The sequence below is a fragment of the Kluyvera sp. genome (genome assembly GCF_965301105.1).
This window is the reverse complement of sequence record NZ_CBDKZX010000041.1, coordinates 1-19431: the sequence shown is the minus strand read 5'-3', so window position 1 is coordinate 19431 and position 19431 is coordinate 1. Positions and strand designations below refer to the sequence as shown.

The 19431-nt window shown below is 60.4% G+C and carries 21 protein-coding genes, 1 tRNA gene and 1 riboswitch; of the genes, 19 read left to right on the top strand and 3 right to left on the bottom strand.

The window, feature by feature from the left end; translation table 11 throughout:
* Window positions 1-22 precede the first annotated feature (22 nt).
* Window positions 23-1354: an amino-acid N-acetyltransferase gene (gene argA, locus ACW14G_RS14425; RefSeq protein ID WP_064543002.1), complete on the bottom strand. Its 1332-nt coding sequence runs from the start codon at window positions 1352-1354 to the stop codon at window positions 23-25.
* A gap of 229 nt (window positions 1355-1583) precedes the next feature.
* Here argA and amiC point away from each other — a divergent pair, with 229 nt between their 5' ends.
* Window positions 1584-2834, top strand: a complete 1251-nt coding sequence (gene amiC / locus ACW14G_RS14420) for an N-acetylmuramoyl-L-alanine amidase AmiC (protein ID WP_064543004.1) — start codon at window positions 1584-1586, stop codon at window positions 2832-2834.
* A gap of 6 nt (window positions 2835-2840) precedes the next feature.
* Window positions 2841-3917 carry a threonine-phosphate decarboxylase CobD gene (gene cobD / locus ACW14G_RS14415; RefSeq protein ID WP_249022805.1) on the top strand — a complete coding sequence of 359 codons (1077 nt, stop codon included), beginning with the start codon at window positions 2841-2843 and terminating at the stop codon, window positions 3915-3917.
* Here cobD and ACW14G_RS14410 read toward each other — a convergent pair.
* Window positions 3902-4771, bottom strand: a complete 870-nt coding sequence (locus ACW14G_RS14410) for an L-threonine kinase (protein ID WP_249022806.1) — start codon at window positions 4769-4771, stop codon at window positions 3902-3904. The genes cobD and ACW14G_RS14410 overlap by 16 nt on opposite strands.
* Before the next feature lie 134 nt (window positions 4772-4905).
* A riboswitch (cobalamin riboswitch) is annotated at window positions 4906-5082 on the top strand.
* Between the two features lie 96 nt (window positions 5083-5178).
* Between ACW14G_RS14410 and ACW14G_RS14405 the strand changes: the two genes are divergently transcribed.
* Genes ACW14G_RS14405 through ACW14G_RS14325 form a run of 17 tightly spaced genes read left to right on the top strand, consistent with a single transcriptional unit; the run spans window position 5179 to window position 19267 of the window.
* Window positions 5179-6552, top strand: coding sequence for a cobyrinate a,c-diamide synthase (locus ACW14G_RS14405; RefSeq protein ID WP_249022807.1), 1374 nt, complete (start codon window positions 5179-5181; stop codon window positions 6550-6552).
* Complete coding sequence (gene cbiB / locus ACW14G_RS14400) at window positions 6549-7508, top strand: adenosylcobinamide-phosphate synthase CbiB (RefSeq protein ID WP_249022808.1); 960 nt, start codon at window positions 6549-6551, stop codon at window positions 7506-7508. The genes ACW14G_RS14405 and cbiB overlap by 4 nt, the downstream gene beginning before the upstream one ends.
* Window positions 7509-7518: 10 nt before the next feature.
* Window positions 7519-8154 carry a cobalt-precorrin-8 methylmutase gene (locus ACW14G_RS14395; protein ID WP_249022809.1) on the top strand — a complete coding sequence of 212 codons (636 nt, stop codon included), beginning with the start codon at window positions 7519-7521 and terminating at the stop codon, window positions 8152-8154.
* On the top strand, window positions 8151-9290 hold the full coding sequence (gene cbiD, locus ACW14G_RS14390; RefSeq protein WP_249022810.1) for a cobalt-precorrin-5B (C(1))-methyltransferase CbiD: 1140 nt from the start codon (window positions 8151-8153) through the stop codon (window positions 9288-9290). Before ACW14G_RS14395 ends, cbiD begins: the two co-directional genes overlap by 4 nt.
* Window positions 9284-9889 carry a cobalt-precorrin-7 (C(5))-methyltransferase gene (locus ACW14G_RS14385; protein ID WP_167575109.1) on the top strand — a complete coding sequence of 202 codons (606 nt, stop codon included), beginning with the start codon at window positions 9284-9286 and terminating at the stop codon, window positions 9887-9889. The genes cbiD and ACW14G_RS14385 overlap by 7 nt, the downstream gene beginning before the upstream one ends.
* On the top strand, window positions 9879-10448 hold the full coding sequence (locus ACW14G_RS14380; protein WP_249022811.1) for a decarboxylating cobalt-precorrin-6B (C(15))-methyltransferase: 570 nt from the start codon (window positions 9879-9881) through the stop codon (window positions 10446-10448). The genes ACW14G_RS14385 and ACW14G_RS14380 overlap by 11 nt, the downstream gene beginning before the upstream one ends.
* Entirely contained in the window at window positions 10441-11214 is a 774-nt protein-coding gene (locus tag ACW14G_RS14375; RefSeq protein WP_249022812.1) for a cobalt-precorrin-4 methyltransferase, read from the top strand. The genes ACW14G_RS14380 and ACW14G_RS14375 overlap by 8 nt, the downstream gene beginning before the upstream one ends.
* The gene (gene cbiG / locus ACW14G_RS14370; RefSeq protein ID WP_249022813.1) at window positions 11195-12250 is read left to right on the top strand and encodes a cobalt-precorrin 5A hydrolase; all 1056 of its coding nucleotides are present in this window, start codon (window positions 11195-11197) and stop codon (window positions 12248-12250) included. The genes ACW14G_RS14375 and cbiG overlap by 20 nt, the downstream gene beginning before the upstream one ends.
* The gene (locus tag ACW14G_RS14365; RefSeq protein ID WP_249022814.1) at window positions 12250-12975 is read left to right on the top strand and encodes a precorrin-3B C(17)-methyltransferase; all 726 of its coding nucleotides are present in this window, start codon (window positions 12250-12252) and stop codon (window positions 12973-12975) included. The genes cbiG and ACW14G_RS14365 overlap by 1 nt, the downstream gene beginning before the upstream one ends.
* Window positions 12972-13757 (top strand): cobalt-precorrin-6A reductase, encoded by a 786-nt coding sequence (locus ACW14G_RS14360; RefSeq protein ID WP_249022815.1) that lies wholly within the window; start codon window positions 12972-12974, stop codon window positions 13755-13757. Before ACW14G_RS14365 ends, ACW14G_RS14360 begins: the two co-directional genes overlap by 4 nt.
* Before the next feature lie 10 nt (window positions 13758-13767).
* The gene (gene cbiK / locus ACW14G_RS14355) at window positions 13768-14547 is read left to right on the top strand and encodes a sirohydrochlorin cobaltochelatase (protein ID WP_163446329.1); all 780 of its coding nucleotides are present in this window, start codon (window positions 13768-13770) and stop codon (window positions 14545-14547) included.
* Complete coding sequence (locus tag ACW14G_RS14350) at window positions 14544-15257, top strand: cobalt-factor II C(20)-methyltransferase (protein WP_249022816.1); 714 nt, start codon at window positions 14544-14546, stop codon at window positions 15255-15257. Before cbiK ends, ACW14G_RS14350 begins: the two co-directional genes overlap by 4 nt.
* Window positions 15254-15991, top strand: a complete 738-nt coding sequence (gene cbiM / locus ACW14G_RS14345; protein WP_249022817.1) for a cobalt ECF transporter S component CbiM — start codon at window positions 15254-15256, stop codon at window positions 15989-15991. Before ACW14G_RS14350 ends, cbiM begins: the two co-directional genes overlap by 4 nt.
* 1 nt (window position 15992) lies before the next feature.
* Window positions 15993-16274 (top strand): energy-coupling factor ABC transporter substrate-binding protein, encoded by a 282-nt coding sequence (locus ACW14G_RS14340; RefSeq protein ID WP_249022818.1) that lies wholly within the window; start codon window positions 15993-15995, stop codon window positions 16272-16274.
* Window positions 16261-16938: an energy-coupling factor ABC transporter transmembrane protein gene (locus ACW14G_RS14335; RefSeq protein WP_249023288.1), complete on the top strand. Its 678-nt coding sequence runs from the start codon at window positions 16261-16263 to the stop codon at window positions 16936-16938. The genes ACW14G_RS14340 and ACW14G_RS14335 overlap by 14 nt, the downstream gene beginning before the upstream one ends.
* Before the next feature lie 8 nt (window positions 16939-16946).
* On the top strand, window positions 16947-17753 hold the full coding sequence (locus ACW14G_RS14330; protein WP_249022819.1) for an energy-coupling factor ABC transporter ATP-binding protein: 807 nt from the start codon (window positions 16947-16949) through the stop codon (window positions 17751-17753).
* Complete coding sequence (locus ACW14G_RS14325) at window positions 17750-19267, top strand: cobyric acid synthase (RefSeq protein ID WP_249022820.1); 1518 nt, start codon at window positions 17750-17752, stop codon at window positions 19265-19267. The genes ACW14G_RS14330 and ACW14G_RS14325 overlap by 4 nt, the downstream gene beginning before the upstream one ends.
* Before the next feature lie 84 nt (window positions 19268-19351).
* Here the strand turns inward: ACW14G_RS14325 and ACW14G_RS14320 are convergent.
* Window positions 19352-19428 (bottom strand) — tRNA-Met (locus ACW14G_RS14320).
* Between the last annotated feature and the right edge of the window lie 3 nt (window positions 19429-19431).

The following is a 19431-nucleotide window of genomic DNA, read 5'->3' as shown; positions in this document are numbered from 1 at the left end:
GCGAGGGGACCGCTCGGCGCAGCTAGACTAAATCCGCCATCAGCACCTTCGAACGACGCTGATAGTTATAAAGCTGCTTCTTACTCTCCGGCAGCAACTCGACATCAACCGGTTTAAACCCACGCTCCTGGAACCAGTGAATACTGCGGGTGGTCAGCACGAACAGATGATTCAGCCCCATTTGCTTCGCCTGCGCGGTAATGCGTTCAAGGAGCACTTCGCCGCGCGAGGAACTGCGATAGTCGGGATGCACCGCCACACAGGCCATTTCGCCAATTTTCTCTTCCGGGAACGGGTAGAGTGCGGCACAGGCGATGGTGGTGTTATCGCGTTGAATAATCGTGAACTTGTCGATCTCCATCTCCAGTTGCTCGCGTGAGCGACGCACCAGAATCCCTTGCTGCTCCAGCGGCGCAATCAGGTCGAGGATACCGCCGATATCGTTAATGGTGGCGCGGCGGATCTGCTCGGCGCTCTCCATCACAATTTGCGTACCGATACCGTCGCGTGAGAACAATTCCTGCAACAGCGCGCCGTCTTCCTGATAGCTGATCAGGTGGCTGCGACGCACGCCGCTGCGGCAGGCTTTCACCGCGCCGCGCAGGAAGCGCGCGGTACCGGAGAGGTAGTCGCCTTCCTGCTCCAGCTCTTCGATGCGCGCCTGCGCTTCGTTCGGGAACAGCTCAGGAACGATTTCACCGGCTTCGTTGTAAACGCCCTGCGACGAGCAGAAGCCAATCATCTTCTCGGCCTTCAGCTTAATCGCCAACTGAGTGGCAATTTCTTCCGAAGTCAGGTTAAAACTTTCGCCGGTGACGGAGACGGCAACCGGCCCCATCAGCACAATGGCGCCGCTGTCGAGCTGGCGGTGGATCGCCTCTTCATCAATACGACGAATACGCCCGCTGTGACAGTAGTCGATACCGTCATCCACGCCCAGCGGCTGGGCGATGATAAAGTTACCGCTGACCACATTGATGTGTGCGCCCTGTAGCGGCGTATTGTTCAGGCTCATCGACAGACGCGCGGTGATATCCAGCTGCAGTTGGCCCGCTGCCTGCTTAACCAGTTCAAGGGTTTTGCTATCGGTGACACGAATGTGTTTATGATAGGTTGGCTGATGCTGATGTTCGGCCAGATTGGCGTCGATTTGCGGACGCGCGCCGTAGACCAGCACCAGGCGGATGCCCAGGCTGTGCAGCAGCCCTATATCATTGACAATGCTTGAAAAGTTCTCATGCTCAATGGCTTCGCCGCCAAGCATGATGACAAACGTCTTGCCCCGATGAGCGTTAATATAGGGGACTGAATGACGAAACCCCTCGACCAGTTCGGTTCTACGTTCCTTCACCACGGCACAACCCTCAATGCATGATTATTCGTAATAAGTGTATTTTTATTCTGTTTTTGCGCTAAACGCAAGCCGGAATTTGCCTAAACATGGGAAAAATCTCCGCCAAATTTCGCTTAACCAACGAATGTTTACCCTTTTATAGATGACAGTTTATTCGCCTTTGGTTAAAGTTTTCGGTCAATCATATTTTGCTTAATTTGAAATCGTCTTTTTTTGCCTGGGATAGAGCATGTCAGGAAGTCAGTCTTTGAGTCGTCGCCGCCTGTTAAAAGGGGCGGGCGCCATGTGGTTGCTAAGTGTCAGTCAGGTTGGTTTCGCTGCCGTCAGTCAGGTGGTGGCCGTCCGCATCTGGCCTGCGTCCAGCTACACGCGCGTTACGGTGGAGTCCAACCGCGTGCTCAAGTATCGGCAGTTTGCGTTGAGCAATCCCGACCGCCTGGTGGTTGATCTTGAAGGGGTGAACCTCAACTCGGTGCTGAAAGGGATGGCGGCGCAGATTCGCGGCGACGATCCGTTCATTAAATCCGCGCGTGTCGGCCAGTTCGACCCGCAGACCGTGCGCATGGTGTTTGAGCTGAAGCAGGACGTCAAACCGCAGCTGTTTGCCCTCGCGCCGGTTGCCAACTTTAAAGAACGTCTGGTGATGGATCTCTACCCCGCTAACGCGAACGATGTGCAGGATCCGCTGCTGGCGCTGCTGGAAGAGTACAACAAAGACGGCCTCGAAAAGCAGGTGCCGCCGGCGCAGAGCGGGCCGCAGCCGGGGAAAGCTGGTCGCGATCGGCCAATTGTCATTATGCTTGACCCCGGACACGGCGGTGAAGACTCCGGGGCGGTGGGGCTGTATAAGACGCGGGAAAAAGACGTGGTGCTGCAAATTGCCCGTCGCCTGCGCGCGCTGATTGAGAAAGAAGGCAACATGAAAGCCTACATGACGCGCAACGAAGATATCTTTATTCCGCTGAAGGTGCGGGTGGCCAAAGCCCAGAAACAGCGCGCCGACCTGTTTGTTTCTATTCACGCGGATGCCTTTACCAGCCGTCAGCCGAGCGGCTCATCGGTGTTTGCGCTTTCCACCAAGGGAGCCACCAGTACGGCGGCGAAATACCTCGCGCAGACCCAGAACGCCTCGGACTTGATCGGTGGCGTCAGCAAAAGTGGCGACCGCTACGTCGACCACACCATGTTCGATATGGTGCAATCGCTGACCATCGCCGACAGCCTGAAGTTTGGGAAAGCGGTGCTCAAGAAGATGGGGCAGATTAACAACCTGCATAAAAATCAGGTTGAGCAGGCCGGATTCGCGGTGCTGAAAGCGCCGGATATTCCGTCGATCCTCGTCGAAACGGCGTTTATCAGTAACGTTGAAGAAGAACGTAAGCTGAAAACCGCGAAGTTCCAGCAGGAAGTGGCCGAGTCGATCCTCGCTGGCATTAAGGCCTACTTCGCCGACGGCGCAACGCTGGCGCGGCGCGGGTAACCGGGCGTGTCGCGTCTGAAAAGCGCCCACGGCGGCAATATCCGCGAAGCGGCGGCGCTGATGGGAGTTTCCGCCGACCAACTGCTGGATTTCAGCGCCAACATTAACCCGCTGGGTATGCCTGAAAGCTTAAAACGCGCGATTGTCGCCCAGCTCAGCTGCGCCGAACGTTACCCTGACGTCGAGTATCAGCAGCTGCATCAGGCGCTGGCGGCGCACCATAACGTTCCGCCGACATGGATTCTGGCGGGCAACGGCGAAACCGAATCCATCTTTACGCTCGTCCAGGGGCTGCGCCCACGCCGGGCGATGGTGGTTGCGCCCGGGTTTGCCGAATATCGTCGGGCGCTGGAAACCGTTGATTGCGCCATCGAGACCTTTTTCCTGCGTGAAGAGGACGACTGGCAGCTGACTGAACGTATTCTTCCGGCGCTGACCGCCGGGCTGGACTGCCTGTTTCTTTGCACGCCAAATAACCCTACCGGCCTGCTGCCGGATGGCGCGCTGCTGACGGCAATCGCCGAACGCTGTCGCGCGCTGGGAATCGCGCTGGTCCTCGACGAAGCCTTTCTCGATTTTATTCCCGATGAAGCGGGCTTTATCCCACGGCTGGCGCAGTATCCGCACGTCTGGGTGCTGCGATCGCTCACCAAATTCTATGCCATTCCCGGCCTTCGGCTGGGCTATTTGCTGAATAGCGATGAACGAGCGGTAGCCAGGCTGCGTCAGCGGCAGATGCCGTGGTCAATCAACGCTTTTGCCGCGCTGGCCGGAGAGGTGGTGCTCAACGATCATGATTATCAACAGGCGACGTTTCGCTGGTTAGCTGATGAAGGCACGCGCTTTTACCGGGCTCTGGGTGAGATTGAGGGGCTGAAGGTGTATCCGGGGCGGGCGAACTACCTTTTCCTGCGCTGCGAGCGAGCGGAGGTTAATCTGCAGTATGCGCTGCTGGAAAAACAGATTCTGATTCGCAGCTGCGCCAACTATCCGGGGCTGGACGGGCGCTACTTCCGCGTGGCGATTCGCAGTCGCCAAGAAAACCAGCGGTTATTGACGGCGCTGCGTCAGGCGCTGGCCTGAACCCCGCCATTCACTGACGCGAGCAGATGCCGCTGCGGCCAGTGCGCCGCCAGGTCGCGCTGTGCCAGTGCCCAGTGCAGATAATCCACATCATGATAGCGACGGTCGAGCATCAGCCCGACCACGCTGCCGCTGTGCGCCACCGTCAGGCCGTACAGGCCACACCGCTCGACAAGTGAAAGCAGCGCCGTAAAACCCGGCTTTGGCAGCAGAGTCTGGCTCGCGACAGCGCTGAGCGTCGCCGCTTCGCCGAGCAGGCTGGGGTTGCAGCCTGTGCAGGCGGTTTGTACCTTATCCCATGCCTGTTGCAGCACCCCGGCGTTGGCCTCCAGCGCCGTGCGTCGCGGCAGGCGGTGATAGTCGGCGGTGCGAAGCTGAACCGGGCTCTCCAGCACCAGCAGGTCAAAATGAGGGGCGGGGGCGCAGGCAATCTGGGTTTGGGCATGGTGGTGGTCGAAAAGCGTCAGCGCATGAAACAGGGTGCTGTCCGTCGGCTCCAGCGAGACGCACAGCGCCGCCAGTTCAGATTCACTGAGTGAATGTCCCAAATGATGCGCAGTGGCAACGGCAGTGGCGGCAATATCAGCGGTGCTGCTGGCCATCCCTTTCGCCACGGGAATGGTCGAGTCAATCTCAATGCGCAGCGTCTGGCTCAGCGTTAGCGGATAGCCCCAGCGCGCCAGCAGCGTATTGACCATCGCCCGCGCCAGCGGTCGCTCATTGACGAGCGGCACGCCCTCGCGCACTTCCACGGTGCTATACCAGTCTATCGGGCAGGAGACGAGCTTTTCGCTGCCGAGAATCCAGCCCTGAATCAGTTCCCCACCGGAGGCGGGACAGCGCGCCACGCTCATGATTTTCCTTGCCTTGCCAAACGAAATATAACTACCGCAAATAAATATGCCGGTATTGTCATAGCGCAACGAAATCCTTCTTTCGCGGCGCTAGAGTAACCTGCTTTTTATTTTATGCGGGCCGAGGTGCCGGCATAAATCTGCAACCAACAGGTTTGACATAGTATGTGCCAGGGAAGAGGGTGTAAATCCCTCGCAGCCCCCGCTGCTGTGATGCTGACGACCCCGTGAAGACCACTGATCCTGAGGATCGGGAAGGACGGGTAAGGATGACGCTAAGCCAGAAGACCTGCCTGTTGGCCATTCACAACAACTTCGGTGGGAAGTGGGTTGCTTTGAGTCGCACAGTCTTCGGACTGGGCGTGCGCACGGCTATACCCGAGAACCACCCTGAATAGGGTCAGGGTATGGCAGCCAGACAGCACGCATTTATCCTCGCAGGCACCGGCAGCGGCTGTGGTAAAACCACGGTGACGCTCGGCCTGCTGAGGCTGCTTCAGCAGCGCGGTCTGCGCGTTCAGCCCTATAAAGTCGGCCCGGACTACCTCGATACCGGCTGGCACACCGCACTGTGTGGCGTCGCGTCCCGCAATCTCGACGGCTTTATGCTGCCCCCTTCTACGCTCAATGCGCTGTTCGGCGAACAGATGCAGCAGGCCGATATTGCCGTTATTGAAGGCGTGATGGGCCTCTATGATGGTTACGGTACCGACCCCAACTATTGCAGCAGCGCGGCGATGGCTAAACAGCTGGGCTGCCCGGTCATTCTGCTGGTGGACGGTAAAGCGGTCTCCACCTCCATTGCCGCCACGGTGATGGGGTTTCAGCACTTCGACCCGAGCCTGAATATCGCGGGCGTCATCGTTAACCGCGTCAACAGCGATAGCCACTTCCAACTGCTGAAAAACGCCATTGAGCGTTACTGCGACCTGCCGGTGCTCGGCTACGTGCCGCGCGCGGAAGGGGTATCACTGCCGGAACGTCACCTTGGTCTGGTCACCGCCCGAGAATCGCTCATCGATGCGCAGCCGTGGCAGGATTTCGCCGCGACGCTGGAACGGACGCTGGATGTCGATCGTCTGCTGGAGCTGAGCGCGTTGAACACGTTACCGCCGGGCGAGTGGCCGCCGATGCCGGCCAGCGGCGAGGGGCTTACCCTCGCGGTCGCGGATGATGAAGCGTTCAATTTCTACTACCCGGATAATCTTGCGCTGCTGGAACGCGCGGACGTAACCCTTGTCCGCTTTAGCCCATTGCATGATGCGGTACTTCCCGACTGCCAGATGATCTGGCTCGGCGGCGGCTACCCGGAACTGCATGCCCGAGCGCTTGCCGCCAACGCGCCGATGCTGGCCCAGCTGAGGGCGGCGCATGAGCGCGGCGTGGCGATTTACGCCGAATGCGGCGGCCTGATGTATCTCGGAAGTACGCTGGAAGATGCGCAGGGCGAGGTCTACGCCATGGCAAACATTCTCCCCGGTGACAGCAAAATGGGTAAACGTCTCACCCGCTTTGGTTACTGTGAAGCTCAAGTTGAGCAGCAAACGCTGCTTGCCGCGCCCGGCGAAGTGCTGCGTGGTCACGAGTTCCACTACTCTGATTTCACCGCCCGACTCCCGGCGGCGATGGCGTGTCGGAAAACTCGTGATGGCGTCGTGCTTCAGCGATGGCAGGGGGGCTGGCAGCTTGGCAACACGTTTGCCAGCTATCTCCACGTTCACTTTGCCCAGCGCCCCGACATGCTGAACCACTGGTTCGCCGCCGCAAGGAGCGTTCTATGACGCTGCTCGCCTGGTGCTGTGCATGGCTGCTCGACTTTCTTATCGGCGATCCGCAGAGCTGGCCGCATCCCGTGCGCTGGATAGGCAACCTGATTCATTTCGTTCAGCGCGTTGTGCGCCGTATTTGTCGCAGCGATCGCGCCCTGCGTATCGGCGGCGGCGTGATGTGTCTGGCGGTGGTAGGGCTGACCTACGGCATCGCCTGGGGCGTGCTGCACCTGGCGACGTTGATTCACCCGTGGCTGGGCTGGGGCGTTGAGGTCTGGATGATTTTCACCGTGCTGGCCGGACGCTGCCTGGCCCGCTCTGCGCAGGATGTTGAGCGCCCGCTACGCGCGGGCGACCTGGCCGAGAGCCGAATTAAACTCTCATGGATTGTCGGCCGTGATACTTCACAGCTCCAGCCGGAGCAGATTAACCGTGCGGTGGTGGAGACGGTGGCGGAAAACACCGTTGATGGCATTATCGCGCCGCTCTTCTTCCTGCTGCTCGGCGGCGCGCCGCTGGCCATGGCCTACAAAGCCGTCAACACCCTCGATTCGATGGTGGGTTACAAACATGAAAAGTACCGCGCTATCGGCATGGTCAGCGCCCGGCTGGATGATGTCGCCAATTTTATTCCCGCTCGCTTGAGCTGGCTGCTGATAAGCGTAGCCGCATTTCTTTGCCGTTTTGACGGCCCGCGCGCGCTGCGCATCGGCTGGCGTGACCGTTACAACCACAGCAGCCCGAACTGCGCGTGGTCAGAGGCCGCCGTCGCCGGGGCGCTGGGCGTGCGTCTCGGCGGCCCGAACGACTATTTTGGTCAGCGCGTGGAGAAGCCGTGGATCGGCGATGCCCGACGCGCTATCGCCATCGATGACATTTCCCGAACGATACGACTGATGTGGGTGGCCTCCACGCTGGCCCTGCTGCTGTTTATGGCGGTCAGGTACGGATTGATGGGCGCGGCCTGAGGAGAACAACATGAACTATATCCAGCAACCGCAAGCGATTGAGCGCAAGAGCTTCGAAATCATCAGCGACATTATCGCGCAAACCCGCCCGGCGTATCGTTTCGAAAGCCCGCTGCACGAGGCGATTATCAAACGGGTGATCCACACCACCGCCGATTTTGAGTGGCTGGATATTCTGTGGTTCGCGCCCGATGCCTTAACCCGGCTGAGTGCAGCGCTCAGCCACCCATGCACGCTGTACACCGATACCACCATGGCGCTCTCCGGCATCAATAAAAATCTGCTGGCAACCTTCGGCGGCGAGTGCCGCTGTTACATCAGCGACCCGCGCGTGGTGCGCGAAGCCAAAGCGCAGGGCATTACCCGCTCGATGGCGGCGGTGGATATTGCCGCCAAAGAAGAAGGTGACAAAGTGTTCGTCTTTGGCAATGCGCCCACCGCGCTGTTCCGCCTGATGGAGCATGAAGATCTGGACGTCAGCGGGGTGATTGGCGTGCCGGTCGGGTTTGTCGGCGCGGCGGAATCGAAAGAGGCGCTGAGCAAAAGCAGCCTGCCGGGCATCGCCGCGCTGGGGCGCAAAGGCGGAAGCAACGTCGCGGCGGCGATCGTTAACGCCATTCTCTACCATCTGCAGGCCGCGCAATGAACGACGCTGCCTTCGACGCCCCGGTCTGGCATAACGGCAAGGCGCTGCGCAAGGGCTACACCACCGGTTCGTGCGCCACGGCGGCGGCGAAGGTTGCCGCGCTAATGGTGATGCGTCAGCACCTGATTCACCAGGTGTCGATCGTCACGCCGTCGGGCGTCACGCTGAACCTGAACGTAGAGTCGCCGCACGTGGAAGGTCAGCAGGGGATTGCCGCCATTCGCAAGGACGGCGGCGATGACATTGATGCTACTCATGGGATGCTGATTTTCGCCCGCGTGACCCTTAACGACAGCGGCGAGATTATCCTGCGCGGTGGTGAAGGGGTTGGCACGGTGACCCGCAAAGGCATTGGTTTGCCCATTGGCAGCGCGGCGATTAACCGCACCCCGCGCCACACTATCGAAACCGCCGTCCGTGAGGCCATCGGCCCGGCGCGCGGCGCTGAGGTGGAAATTTTTGCCCCGGAAGGCGAGGAGCGGGCGAAGAAAACCTATAACTCGCGGCTGGGTATTCTGGGCGGGATCTCGATTATCGGCACCACCGGCATCGTGACGCCGATGTCGGAAGAGAGCTGGAAGCGCTCGCTGGCGCTGGAGCTGGAAATGAAGCGCGCCGCCGGGTTGGAGCTGGTGGTGCTGGTACCGGGCAACCACGGCGAACGCTTCGTGCGCGAGCAAATGGGCATTGACCCGCAGGTGGTGGTCACCATGAGCAACTTCGTCGGCTACATGATTGAAGAGTCGGTGCGCCTTGGCTTCCGCCAGATTGTGCTGATTGGTCACCCCGGCAAGCTGGTCAAAATCGCCGCCGGGATTTTCCACACCCACAGCCATATCGCCGATGGGCGCATGGAGACGCTGGTGGCGCATCTGGCGCTGCTCGGCGCGCCGCTTGAACTGCTTACCCTGGTGAGTGAGTGCGACACCACCGAAGCGGCGATGGAGCATATCGAGGCCTATGGCTTCCTGTCTCTCTACAACCACCTTGCCGGGCGTATCTGTCAGCGCGTGCTGCAACGTCTGCGCTTTACGCAAAATCCCCCCATCTGCGACGCCATTATGTTCTCGTTTGATAACCAGCTCCTCGGTAGCAACCGTCCGGTCGGCGATATCGTGAGGGACATGCAATGTTAACCGTTGTGGGGATGGGGCCGGCGGGCATGCAGTTGATGACGCCGCTGGCGCAAGCAGCCGTTGCGCGCGCTGACGCGCTGGTCGGCGGCACGCGGCACCTGGCGCAGTTCCCGGACTTTACCGGCGAGCGCTGCCCGCTGGGTGCCAATATTGCGCAGGTACTGACATGGATTAGCCAACGTGCGACACAGAACGTGGTAGTGCTGGCCTCCGGCGACCCGCTGTTTTACGGCATCGGCACGCGGCTGATTGCTCACTTCGGCCGTGAAAACGTGCAGGTGGTCCCCGGCGTCAGCGCGGTGCAGTACCTGTGCGCGCGGGCGGGCATTGATATGAACGACATGTGGCTAACCAGCAGCCACGGGCGCGACGTGTGCTTCGACACGCTCGCCGCGCATCGCAAGGTGGCGATGGTCACCGATAAACGCTGCGGGCCGAAAGAGATTGCCGCCGCGCTGGTTGCTCGCGGTAAGGGCCATCGTTGGATGGTGATTGGTGAAAATCTGGCGCTGGACAACGAGCGCATTCACTGGCTGCCGGTGAGCGCAGTCCACAACGACTATGAGATGAACACGGTGGTGATCCTCGATGAAAGATGAGCTGTTTCTGCGCGGCGAAAAGGTGCCGATGACCAAGGAAGCGGTGCGGGCGCTGGCGCTCTCAAAGCTGGAGCTGCACTGGGCCAGCCACCTGATTGATATCGGCGCGGGGACCGGCAGCGTGTCGATTGAAGCCGCGCTGCAAAATCCGACGCTGGCGGTCACGGCGATTGAACGCAACCCGGCGGCGCTGCGTTTGCTGGCGGAAAACTGCCAGCGCTTTGCCTGCGGGAACGTGTCGATTATTGCCGCTGAAGCCCCTGACGTCAGCGTCGAACGCGCCGACGCGATCTTTATGGGCGGCAGCGGCGGTCACCTTACCGCGCTGATTGACTGGTCGCTGCGCCATCTGCGCCCCGGTGGGCGGCTGGTGATGACCTTTATTTTGCAGGAAAACCTGCATTGCGCCCTCGAACACCTCCAGCTGGCGGGCGTGACGGCGGTGGACTGCCAGCAGCTGAACGTCTCGGCGCTTACCGCGCTGGGCAGCGGCCACTATTTCAAACCGCATAACCCCGTTTTTGTGATTGCCTGTCAGAAGGAAGAAATCCATGAGTGATGCCTTTGATTCACGCTGTGTCTGGTTTGTCGGCGCCGGGCCGGGCGACCGCGACCTGATCACCCTGAAGGGCTACCGTTTGTTACAACAGGCGCAGGTGGTGATTTACGCCGGTTCGCTGATTAACCCCGAACTGCTGAGCTACTGCCCGGCTGAGGCCGAGTGTCACGACAGCGCCGAGCTGCACCTTGAGCAAATTCTCGACCTGATGGAAGCGGGCGTGAAGGCCGGAAAAACGGTGGTACGCCTGCAAACCGGCGACGTGTCGCTATACGGTTCGGTGCGTGAGCAGGGCGAAGAGCTGACCCGTCGCGGCATTGCCTGGCAGGTTGTGCCGGGGGTCAGCGCGTTTCTCGGCGCGGCGGCGGAGCTGGGCGTCGAGTACACGGTACCGGAAGTGTCGCAGAGCCTTATCATCACTCGCCTCGAAGGGCGCACCCCGGTGCCGGAGCGCGAACAGCTGGAGTCTTTTGCCCAACATCGCACCTCGATGGCGATTTACCTCTCCGTGCAGCGCATTAACAAAGTCGCCGAGCGGCTGATGGAGGGCGGCTACCCGGCAACCACGCCGGTGGCGGTGATTTACAAAGCTACCTGGCCTGAGAGCCAGACCGTACGCGGCACGCTTTTGGATATCGCCGACAAGGTGCGCGATGCCGATATACGCAAAACCGCGCTGATCCTGGTCGGTGACTTCCTCGGCGAGGAGTACCACTACTCGCGCCTCTACGCTGCAGACTTTAGCCATGAATACCGCAAAGCCTGAGCGCATTGCGCTCTTTTGCCTGACCCCCGGCGGCGTGGTGTTGGCAAAACGGCTGAGCGCCGCGCTGCCGATGGCCTGTTATACCCGCGAAGGGCTGGTGGAACCGGGATTCCTGCCGTTTGACGGCGGCTTCGCGGCGAGCGTCGGGCAGGCGTTTCATCGCGATACGGCGCTGATTTTTATCGGCGCGACCGGGATTGCGGTGCGCACGCTCGCGCCGCTGCTGGTCGATAAATTCCACGACCCGGCGGTGGTGGTGATTGATGAACGCGGTCAGCACGTCATCAGCTTGCTCTCCGGGCATATCGGCGGGGCGAACAACCTCGCCCGGCATCTGGCGGGCATTCTCGGCGTCGACCCGGTTATCACTACCGCCACCGACGTTAACGACGTGGCGGCGCTGGATACGCTGGCCTGCCAGCTTAACGCGCGGATGCACGACTTCCGCACGGCGGTGAAAACCGTTAACCAGATGCTGGTTAGCCAGCAGCGCGTGGGGCTGTGGTGGGACGACATGTTTGCCGATGAGGTCAGCCGCTGCGACCGACGCGGGTTTATTACCGTCAGCGACCTGAACGCGCTGCCTGAGCTGGATGCACTGGTGTGCATCACCCTGCGCGCTGCGCTGCCTGAACTGAAACTCCCACACTGGAAGCTGGTACCACGACGCATTGTGGCAGGCATTGGCTGCCGACGCGGCACGCCTTGCACGCTGCTCGGCGAGTTGTTGCATCGTCAGCTTGCGTGTCAGGAGGTAGACCCGCTGGCGCTGAAGGCTATCGGCAGCATCGCCCTCAAGCAGGACGAGCTGGGGCTGATTCAGCTGGCAAGCGACCTTGACGTGCCATTTGACGTATTCAGCGTGGACGCCCTGCGCGAACACGAACACCGTTTTCCCTCGTCGCGGTTTGTGAAGCAAACGGTCGGCGTCGGCAGCGTTTCCGGCCCGGCGGCGTGGCTGCTGAGCAATGGGCATCTACTCGGTGAGACCCTGCGCGGACAGGGCATCACCATTACTTTGGGAGTAACACACTGATGTTAAGCGTTATTGGAATTGGCCCTGGCTCGCAGGCGATGATGACCATGGAGGCCGTCGACGCGCTGCAGGCGGCGGAAATCGTCGTCGGTTATAAAACTTACACCCATCTGGTGAAGGCTTTTACCGGCGACAAGCAGGTGATCAAAACCGGGATGTGCAAAGAGATTGAACGCTGTCAGGCGGCGATTGAACTGGCGCGGACCGGGCACAACGTGGCGCTAATCAGCAGCGGCGACGCGGGCATCTACGGCATGGCGGGGCTGGTGCTTGAACTGGTCAGTAAACAGAAGCTCGACGTGGAAGTGCGGCTGATTCCGGGGATGACCGCCAGCATTGCCGCCGCCTCGCTGCTGGGCGCGCCGCTGATGCATGACTTCTGCCATATCAGCCTGAGCGACCTGCTGACGCCGTGGCCGGTGATTGAAAAACGCATTATCGCCGCCGGGGAAGCCGACTTTGTTATCTGCTTCTATAACCCGCGCAGCCGGGGCCGCGAAGGGCATCTGGCGCGCGCCTTTGAACTGCTTTCCGCCGTTAAAAGCGCCGACACCCCGGTGGGCGTGGTGAAATCTGCCGGACGTAAAAAGCAGGAAAAATGGCTCACGACCCTCGGCGCGATGGATTTTGAACCGGTGGATATGACCAGCCTGGTCATCGTCGGCAACAAAACCACCTACGTGCAGGACGGGCTGATGATTACCCCGCGAGGCTACGTGCTGTGAGTTTCGGGGAGGTTCTTGTGGTGGGCGGCACCAGCGATGCGCGGGCGATTTGCCAGCTATTGGATGCGGCAAATGTGCAATACACCGTCTCGGTCGCCACGCCTACCGGCGAGGCGTTGGCCGGGAATATTCAGGGACAGGTGCGCTGCGGGCGGTTGGATTGTGCGGAGATGGTGGCCTGGCTTCAGGCGCACGGTACCCGCTGGGTGATCGATGCCTCGCACCCGTATGCCGAAGCCGTCAGCCGTAACGTACTCGACGCCTGCTCACAGGCGGGCGTTTTGCTGAGCCGCTATCAGCGCCCGGATCAGCTTGATGCGCTAGCGCATCCGCTGCTGCATTACGTCGCCAGCATCGAGGAGGCCTGCGCGCTGATACGCCCGTTGGGCCAGCGCGTGCTGCTGACCACCGGCAGCAAGGACCTGGCGCAGTGGCGCGCGGGGCTGCCGGAAAAAACGCTGCTTGCCCGCGTGTTGCCAGTCCCTGAGGTGGTACAGCAGTGCGCCAGCCTGGGCTTCGGCGTCGGCGACATTTTCGCGATCTGCGCACCGTTCAGCGCTGAGTTTAACGCCGCGTTTTACCGACACTGCCGCGCCGACGTGGTGGTCACCAAAGCCTCCGGCGCAGAAGGCGGCTATCAGGAAAAGGTGCAGCCGTGCCTTGATGCCGGCATTCCCTGCGTGGTCATTACCCGCCCGATGCCGCTGGTCGGCGGCGATGAGCTACTCGACAGTTTACCGGCCTTTGCCGAGCGCCTGGCGCGCTGGCAGGCTTCGGCATAAGGAATTCAACATGAAAAAAGCCCTATTGGTGGTGAGTTTTGGTACCAGCTACCACGACACCTGCGAGAAAAATATTGTCGCCTGCGAACAGGCGCTGGCGGCCAGCTGCCCGGACCGCGAACTGTTTCGCGCCTTTACCTCCGGGATGATTATCCGCAAGCTCAAACAGCGTGATGGGATTGACACCGACACGCCGCTGGAAGCGCTGCAAAAGCTCGCCGAACTGGGCTATGACGATGTGGCCGTCCAGTCGCTGCATATTATCAACGGCGACGAATATGAAAAAATCGCCCGCGAAGTGCAGAGCCAGCGTCCACGGTTTAAACGTCTGACGCTGGGCACGCCGTTGCTGAGCAGCCACAACGACTACCAACGTTTAATGCAGGCGCTGGAACATCAGATGCCAGCGCTCAACGCCAACGAAAAGGTGGTGTTTATGGGCCACGGCGCCAGCCACCACGCTTTTGCCGCTTACGCCTGTCTCGACCATATGATGACCGCCCAGCGTTTCCCGGCGCGGGTTGGCGCGGTGGAGAGTTACCCGGAAGTGGAGGTGTTGATCGACAGCATGAGCAAAGAGGGCGTACGTGCCGTGCACCTGATGCCGCTGATGCTGGTGGCGGGCGATCATGCGATTAACGACATGGCCTCTGACGAAGACGATTCGTGGAAAACACGGTTTAATGCCGCCGGTATTCCCGCCACGCCGTGGCTGCGCGGACTGGGGGAAAACCCGGTGGTACGGGCGATGTTTGTTGAGCATCTAAAGCAGTCTCTGGAGGCGGCATGAGCGGCAAACTGTATGCCCTGAGCACCGGGCCGGGTGCATCTGACCTGATCACCGTACGCGCGGCGCGCATTCTGGGCTCGCTGGATATTCTCTATGCCCCGGCAGGGCGCAAAGGCGGTGACAGCCTGGCGCTCTCTATCGTGCGTGAATACCTCGGCGAGCAGACGGAAGTGCGCTGCTGTCACTTCCCGATGAGCGCCGACAGCGCCGAAAAAGAGGCGGTGTGGGATGACGTGTCGGCGGCGCTGGTGCGTGAAGTGGAGGCCGGAAAAAACGTCGGCTTCATTACCCTTGGCGATGCGATGCTGTTCAGCACCTGGGTCTTTTTACTCCAGCGCATCGGACACCCGGCGTGGCTGGAGATTGTGCCCGGCGTGACCTCGTTTGCCGCTATTGCCGCTGGTGCGCAAATGCCGCTGGCGATGGAGCAGCAGTCGCTGGCGGTGGTTGCCTGCACCGCGCCGGAAGAAGAGATTGAGCGCGCGCTAGCGCAGCACGACAGCCTGGTGCTGATGAAGGTCTACGGGCGTTTCCCGCGGATCAAAGCGCTGCTGGCGAAAGCCGGGTTGCTGAACCACGCGCTGCTGATGGCCGAAGCGACGCTGCCCGCCGAGCAGTGCTGGCGCAATTTGGCCGAGGTTCATGACGATCAGCCGCTGCCCTATTTCTCGACCATCCTGGTGAACAAGCAGTGGGAGGCGAAACGATGAAAGCGGATCAACAATTGAAAAAACTGTCGTTGAGCGGTCTGGCAGCGGCGCTGTTGCTGCTGGTGGTGCCGGAGCAGGCGTTCGCCATGCACATTATGGAAGGCTTTCTGCCGCCAATGTGGGCGCTGGCCTGGTGGCTGCTGTTCTTGCCGTGCCTGTGGTACGGGCTGGTGCGCCTGCGCCGCATCGTGCAGGACGATAGCAACCAGAAGGTGCTGCTGGCGCTGTGCGGGGCGTTTATCTTTGTACTCTCAGCGTTGAAGATCCCGTCGGTAACCGGGAGCTGCTCACACCCGACAGGCGTCGGGCTGGCGGTGATCCTGTTCGGGCCGGGCGTCGTGGCCATTCTTGGCGCGATCGTGCTGTTGTTCCAGGCGCTATTGCTGGCGCACGGCGGGCTGACAACGCTCGGCGCGAACGGCATGTCGATGGCGGTGATTGGGCCCGTCGTCGGCTATCTGGTATGGAAAATGGCCTGTAAGGCAGGGTTCCGTCGCGATGTATCGGTCTTTCTCTGCGCCATGTTTGCGGATCTGGCCACCTACTTTGTCACCTCGCTACAGCTGGGTGTCGCCTTCCCGGATCCGCAGGCGGGCGCTATCGGATCGAGCCTGAAGTTTATGGCGATCTTCTGTTTGACGCAGATTCCGATCGCCATCGCGGAAGGGCTGTTAACGGTGATGATCTACGACCAACTGACCAAACGGCAGTTGATCCCGGCGCGAGGGCATTAAGATGAAAAAAACGTTGATCCTGTTGGCGCTGGTTATTGCGCTGATGATCCTGCCGTTCTTCATTAACCACGGCGGTGAATACGGCGGCTCCGACGGCGAAGCGGAAAGCCAGATTCAGGCCATCGCACCGCACTATAAGCCGTGGTTCCAGCCGCTGTATGAACCGGCGAGCGGGGAAATTGAGAGCCTGCTGTTCACCCTGCAGGGCTCGCTCGGTGCGGCGGTGATTTTCTATATTCTCGGCTACTACAAAGGGCGTCAGCGTCGTGATGACCGGTCTTGACCGACTGAGTTACCAGAGCCGCTGGCTGCATGTCGCACCGGAGCGCAAGTTCCTGTTCTGGCTGCTGTTGATGGTGCTGGCTTTTAGCCTGCCGCCGCTGGGCCAGGCGCTGCTGATGGCCTGCACCGCCGCCTTTACCTGCTGGCTGCTGCGCATCTCGCTGTGGCGCTGGTGCCGCTGGATGGCGCTGCCGCTGGGATTCCTTGTGGTAGGTGTGCTGACGATTGTCCTTAGCGTCAGCCGCGATCCGCAGACGCTGCTGGCGGGCGTGCCGATTGGTCCATACTGGCTGGGCGTTACCGCACAGGGAATCGCGACCGCCAATGCGACCTTCTGGCGCAGCCTCGCCGCACTCTCAGCCACTTTCTGGCTGGTGCTGAACCTGCCGTTCCCACAGCTGATTGTGCTACTCAAGCGGGCGCGGGTGCCGCGTCTGCTCACCGAGCAGATTCTGCTGACCTGGCGCTTTATCTTTATCCTGATTGACGAAGCCATGGCCATTCACCGGGCACAGACGCTGCGCTTTGGTTATCGCAATGTGCGTCTCGGCTATCGCTCGCTGGCGATGCTGGTGAGCCTGCTGTTTACGCGGGTGCTGATGCGTTATCAGCAGATGAGCACCGCGCTGGATATCAAACTGTATCAGGGTGATTTTCATCTTTAAGGAACGCCATGCTTGCCACCTCTGACCTGGAGTTTCGCTACCAGGATACGCCCATTCTTAAAGGGTTAACGCTGGATTTTTCTCGCCAGGCCGTCACCGGGCTGGTGGGCGCCAACGGGTGCGGGAAATCGACGCTGTTTATGAACCTCAGCGGGCTGCTGCGTCCGCAGCAGGGGGCGGTGCTGTGGCAGGGTAAACCGCTGGACTACAGCAAACGCGGGCTGCTGGCGCTGCGCCAGCAGGTGACCACCGTCTTTCAGGACCCGGACCAGCAGATTTTCTATACCGATATCGACAGCGATATTGCCTTCAGCCTGCGCAATATCGGCGTGGCGGAGACGGAGATTGCGCGGCGTATCGACGATGCGCTCACGCTTGTCGACGCTCAGCAATTTCGCCAACAGCCGATCCAATGCCTTAGCCACGGGCAGAAAAAGCGCGTGGCGATTGCCGGCGCGCTGGTGCTGAACGCGCGCTACCTGCTGCTGGATGAACCGACAGCAGGGCTGGACCCGTCCGGACGCGCGCAGATGATAGACATCATCAAGCGTATCGTCGCGCAGGGCAATCATGTGGTAATTTCCAGCCACGATATTGATTTGATTTATGAAGTCAGCGACGCGGTATATGTACTGCGCCAGGGGGAAGTGCTGGCGCAGGGCGCTCCCGGCGAGGTATTCGCCCAGCGTGAGTTGATGGAACAGGCGGGGTTGAGCCAGCCGTGGCTGGTGAAGCTGCATGCGGAGCTTGGGCTGCCGCTGTGCAAAACCGAGGCGGAGTTTTTCCGCCGAATGCGAGAAAAAGGAACGATATGACCCAGGCCATTATGTTACAAGGCACGGCTTCCGACGTCGGTAAAAGTATGCTGGTGGCGGGGCTATGCCGGATTTTTTATCAGGATGGCCTGCGCACCGCGCCGTTCAAATCGCAGAATATGGCGCTTAATTCCGGGATCACCCCGGACGGCAAAGAGATGGGGCGGGCGCAGATTTTTCAGGCGGAAGCCGCAGGTATTGCCCCGGACGTGCGGATGAACCCCATTCTGCTCAAGCCAACCAGCGACCGCAAAGCACAGATTGTGCTGATGGGAGAAGTGGCGAGCAATATGGACGCCGTCAGCTATCACGACTACAAACCGCGTCTGCGCGAGCAAATCCTCAGCGTCTATCGCAGTCTGGCGAGCGAGTATGACGTGCTGGTGCTGGAAGGGGCGGGTAGCCCGGCGGAGATCAACCTGCGCGACCGCGATATCGTCAATATGGGCATGGCGGAGATGGCGCAGTGCCCGGTGATTCTGGTGGCGGATATCGATCGTGGCGGCGTTTTCGCGGCGATTTACGGCACGCTGGCGCTGCTGCGCGACCACGAACGGGCGCGGGTGAAGGGCGTTGTCATCAATAAGTTTCGCGGCGATGTAGCGCTGTTGCATTCCGGGATTTCGCAAATTGAAGCGCTGACGAACGTGCCGGTATTGGGCGTGATGCCGTGGCTGGAGGTTGAGCTGGAAGATGAGGACGGCGTCGCGTTGCAAAAGGGCAAGTACCGCAGCGCGGGCGAGCGTGATGTGGATATTGCCGTGGTGCAACTGCCGCATATCTCTAACTTTACCGACTTCAACGCGCTGGCCGCCCAGCCGGACGTACGAGTACGCTACGTGCGCCATGCGCAAGAGCTGGCGGGCGCGGACCTGATTATTCTGCCGGGCAGTAAAAACACGTTGGGCGATCTGTTGTGGCTGCAGGATAGCGGGCTGGCGCACGGGATTCTCCAGGCGCAACATCAGCGTGTGCCGGTACTGGGCATTTGCGGTGGCTATCAGATGCTCGGCGATATGCTGATAGATGAAGTGGAATCCGGATTGGGGACGCTGCCGGGATTGGGGCTGCTCAATACCGTCACGCGTTTTGCACCGCAGAAAACCACCACGCGGGCCACGGCAACGCTCAACGCCGCGCTGCCGGGCTGGCTGGCGGCGGTATCCGGTATGGCGCTGCAGGGCTATGAAATTCATATGGGTGAGACGGCGCTGGCGAACAAGGCGCAGCCGTTAATGCAGTTGTGTAAAAACGGCCAGTATCAAGCGGATGGCGCGGTTAGCGCGGACGGACTGGCGTTTGGCACCTATCTGCACGGGCTGTTCGATAGCGACGCCTTTACGCGTGCGCTGGTCAACGGGCTGCGTGAACGCAAAGGATTACCGGCAAGGGACAACGATTTTCACTATGCGGAGTATAAGGCGCAGCAGTTCGATATCCTGGCGGAATCAATGCGTCAGCATATTGATATTGAAAAGATTTATACGATTATGCGCGAGCATAAAGAAGGGTAGGGAAGCGGCGCGCCGTTCGTGAGGATGGCGTACTTTCGCTGGATAACAGGCAAAAAAAAACACCCTGATGGGTGTCATTTTAATTGGTTGCGGGGGCCGGATTTGAACCGACGACCTTCGGGTTATGAGCCCGACGAGCTACCAGGCTGCTCCACCCCGCGTCC

Coding starts and splice junctions, on each gene's coding strand:
- amiC (WP_064543004.1), top strand. CDS start 1,584: ATGTCAGGAAGTCAGTCTTTGAGTCGTCGCCGCCTGTTAAAAGGGGCG.
- ACW14G_RS14410 (WP_249022806.1), bottom strand. CDS start 4,771: ATGAGCGTGGCGCGCTGTCCCGCCTCCGGTGGGGAACTGATTCAGGGC.
- ACW14G_RS14405 (WP_249022807.1), top strand. CDS start 5,179: ATGGCAGCCAGACAGCACGCATTTATCCTCGCAGGCACCGGCAGCGGC.
- cbiB (WP_249022808.1), top strand. CDS start 6,549: ATGACGCTGCTCGCCTGGTGCTGTGCATGGCTGCTCGACTTTCTTATC.
- ACW14G_RS14395 (WP_249022809.1), top strand. CDS start 7,519: ATGAACTATATCCAGCAACCGCAAGCGATTGAGCGCAAGAGCTTCGAA.
- cbiD (WP_249022810.1), top strand. CDS start 8,151: ATGAACGACGCTGCCTTCGACGCCCCGGTCTGGCATAACGGCAAGGCG.
- ACW14G_RS14385 (WP_167575109.1), top strand. CDS start 9,284: ATGTTAACCGTTGTGGGGATGGGGCCGGCGGGCATGCAGTTGATGACG.
- ACW14G_RS14380 (WP_249022811.1), top strand. CDS start 9,879: ATGAAAGATGAGCTGTTTCTGCGCGGCGAAAAGGTGCCGATGACCAAG.
- ACW14G_RS14375 (WP_249022812.1), top strand. CDS start 10,441: ATGAGTGATGCCTTTGATTCACGCTGTGTCTGGTTTGTCGGCGCCGGG.
- cbiG (WP_249022813.1), top strand. CDS start 11,195: ATGAATACCGCAAAGCCTGAGCGCATTGCGCTCTTTTGCCTGACCCCC.
- ACW14G_RS14365 (WP_249022814.1), top strand. CDS start 12,250: ATGTTAAGCGTTATTGGAATTGGCCCTGGCTCGCAGGCGATGATGACC.
- cbiK (WP_163446329.1), top strand. CDS start 13,768: ATGAAAAAAGCCCTATTGGTGGTGAGTTTTGGTACCAGCTACCACGAC.
- ACW14G_RS14350 (WP_249022816.1), top strand. CDS start 14,544: ATGAGCGGCAAACTGTATGCCCTGAGCACCGGGCCGGGTGCATCTGAC.
- cbiM (WP_249022817.1), top strand. CDS start 15,254: ATGAAAGCGGATCAACAATTGAAAAAACTGTCGTTGAGCGGTCTGGCA.
- ACW14G_RS14340 (WP_249022818.1), top strand. CDS start 15,993: ATGAAAAAAACGTTGATCCTGTTGGCGCTGGTTATTGCGCTGATGATC.
- ACW14G_RS14335 (WP_249023288.1), top strand. CDS start 16,261: ATGACCGGTCTTGACCGACTGAGTTACCAGAGCCGCTGGCTGCATGTC.
- ACW14G_RS14330 (WP_249022819.1), top strand. CDS start 16,947: ATGCTTGCCACCTCTGACCTGGAGTTTCGCTACCAGGATACGCCCATT.
- ACW14G_RS14325 (WP_249022820.1), top strand. CDS start 17,750: ATGACCCAGGCCATTATGTTACAAGGCACGGCTTCCGACGTCGGTAAA.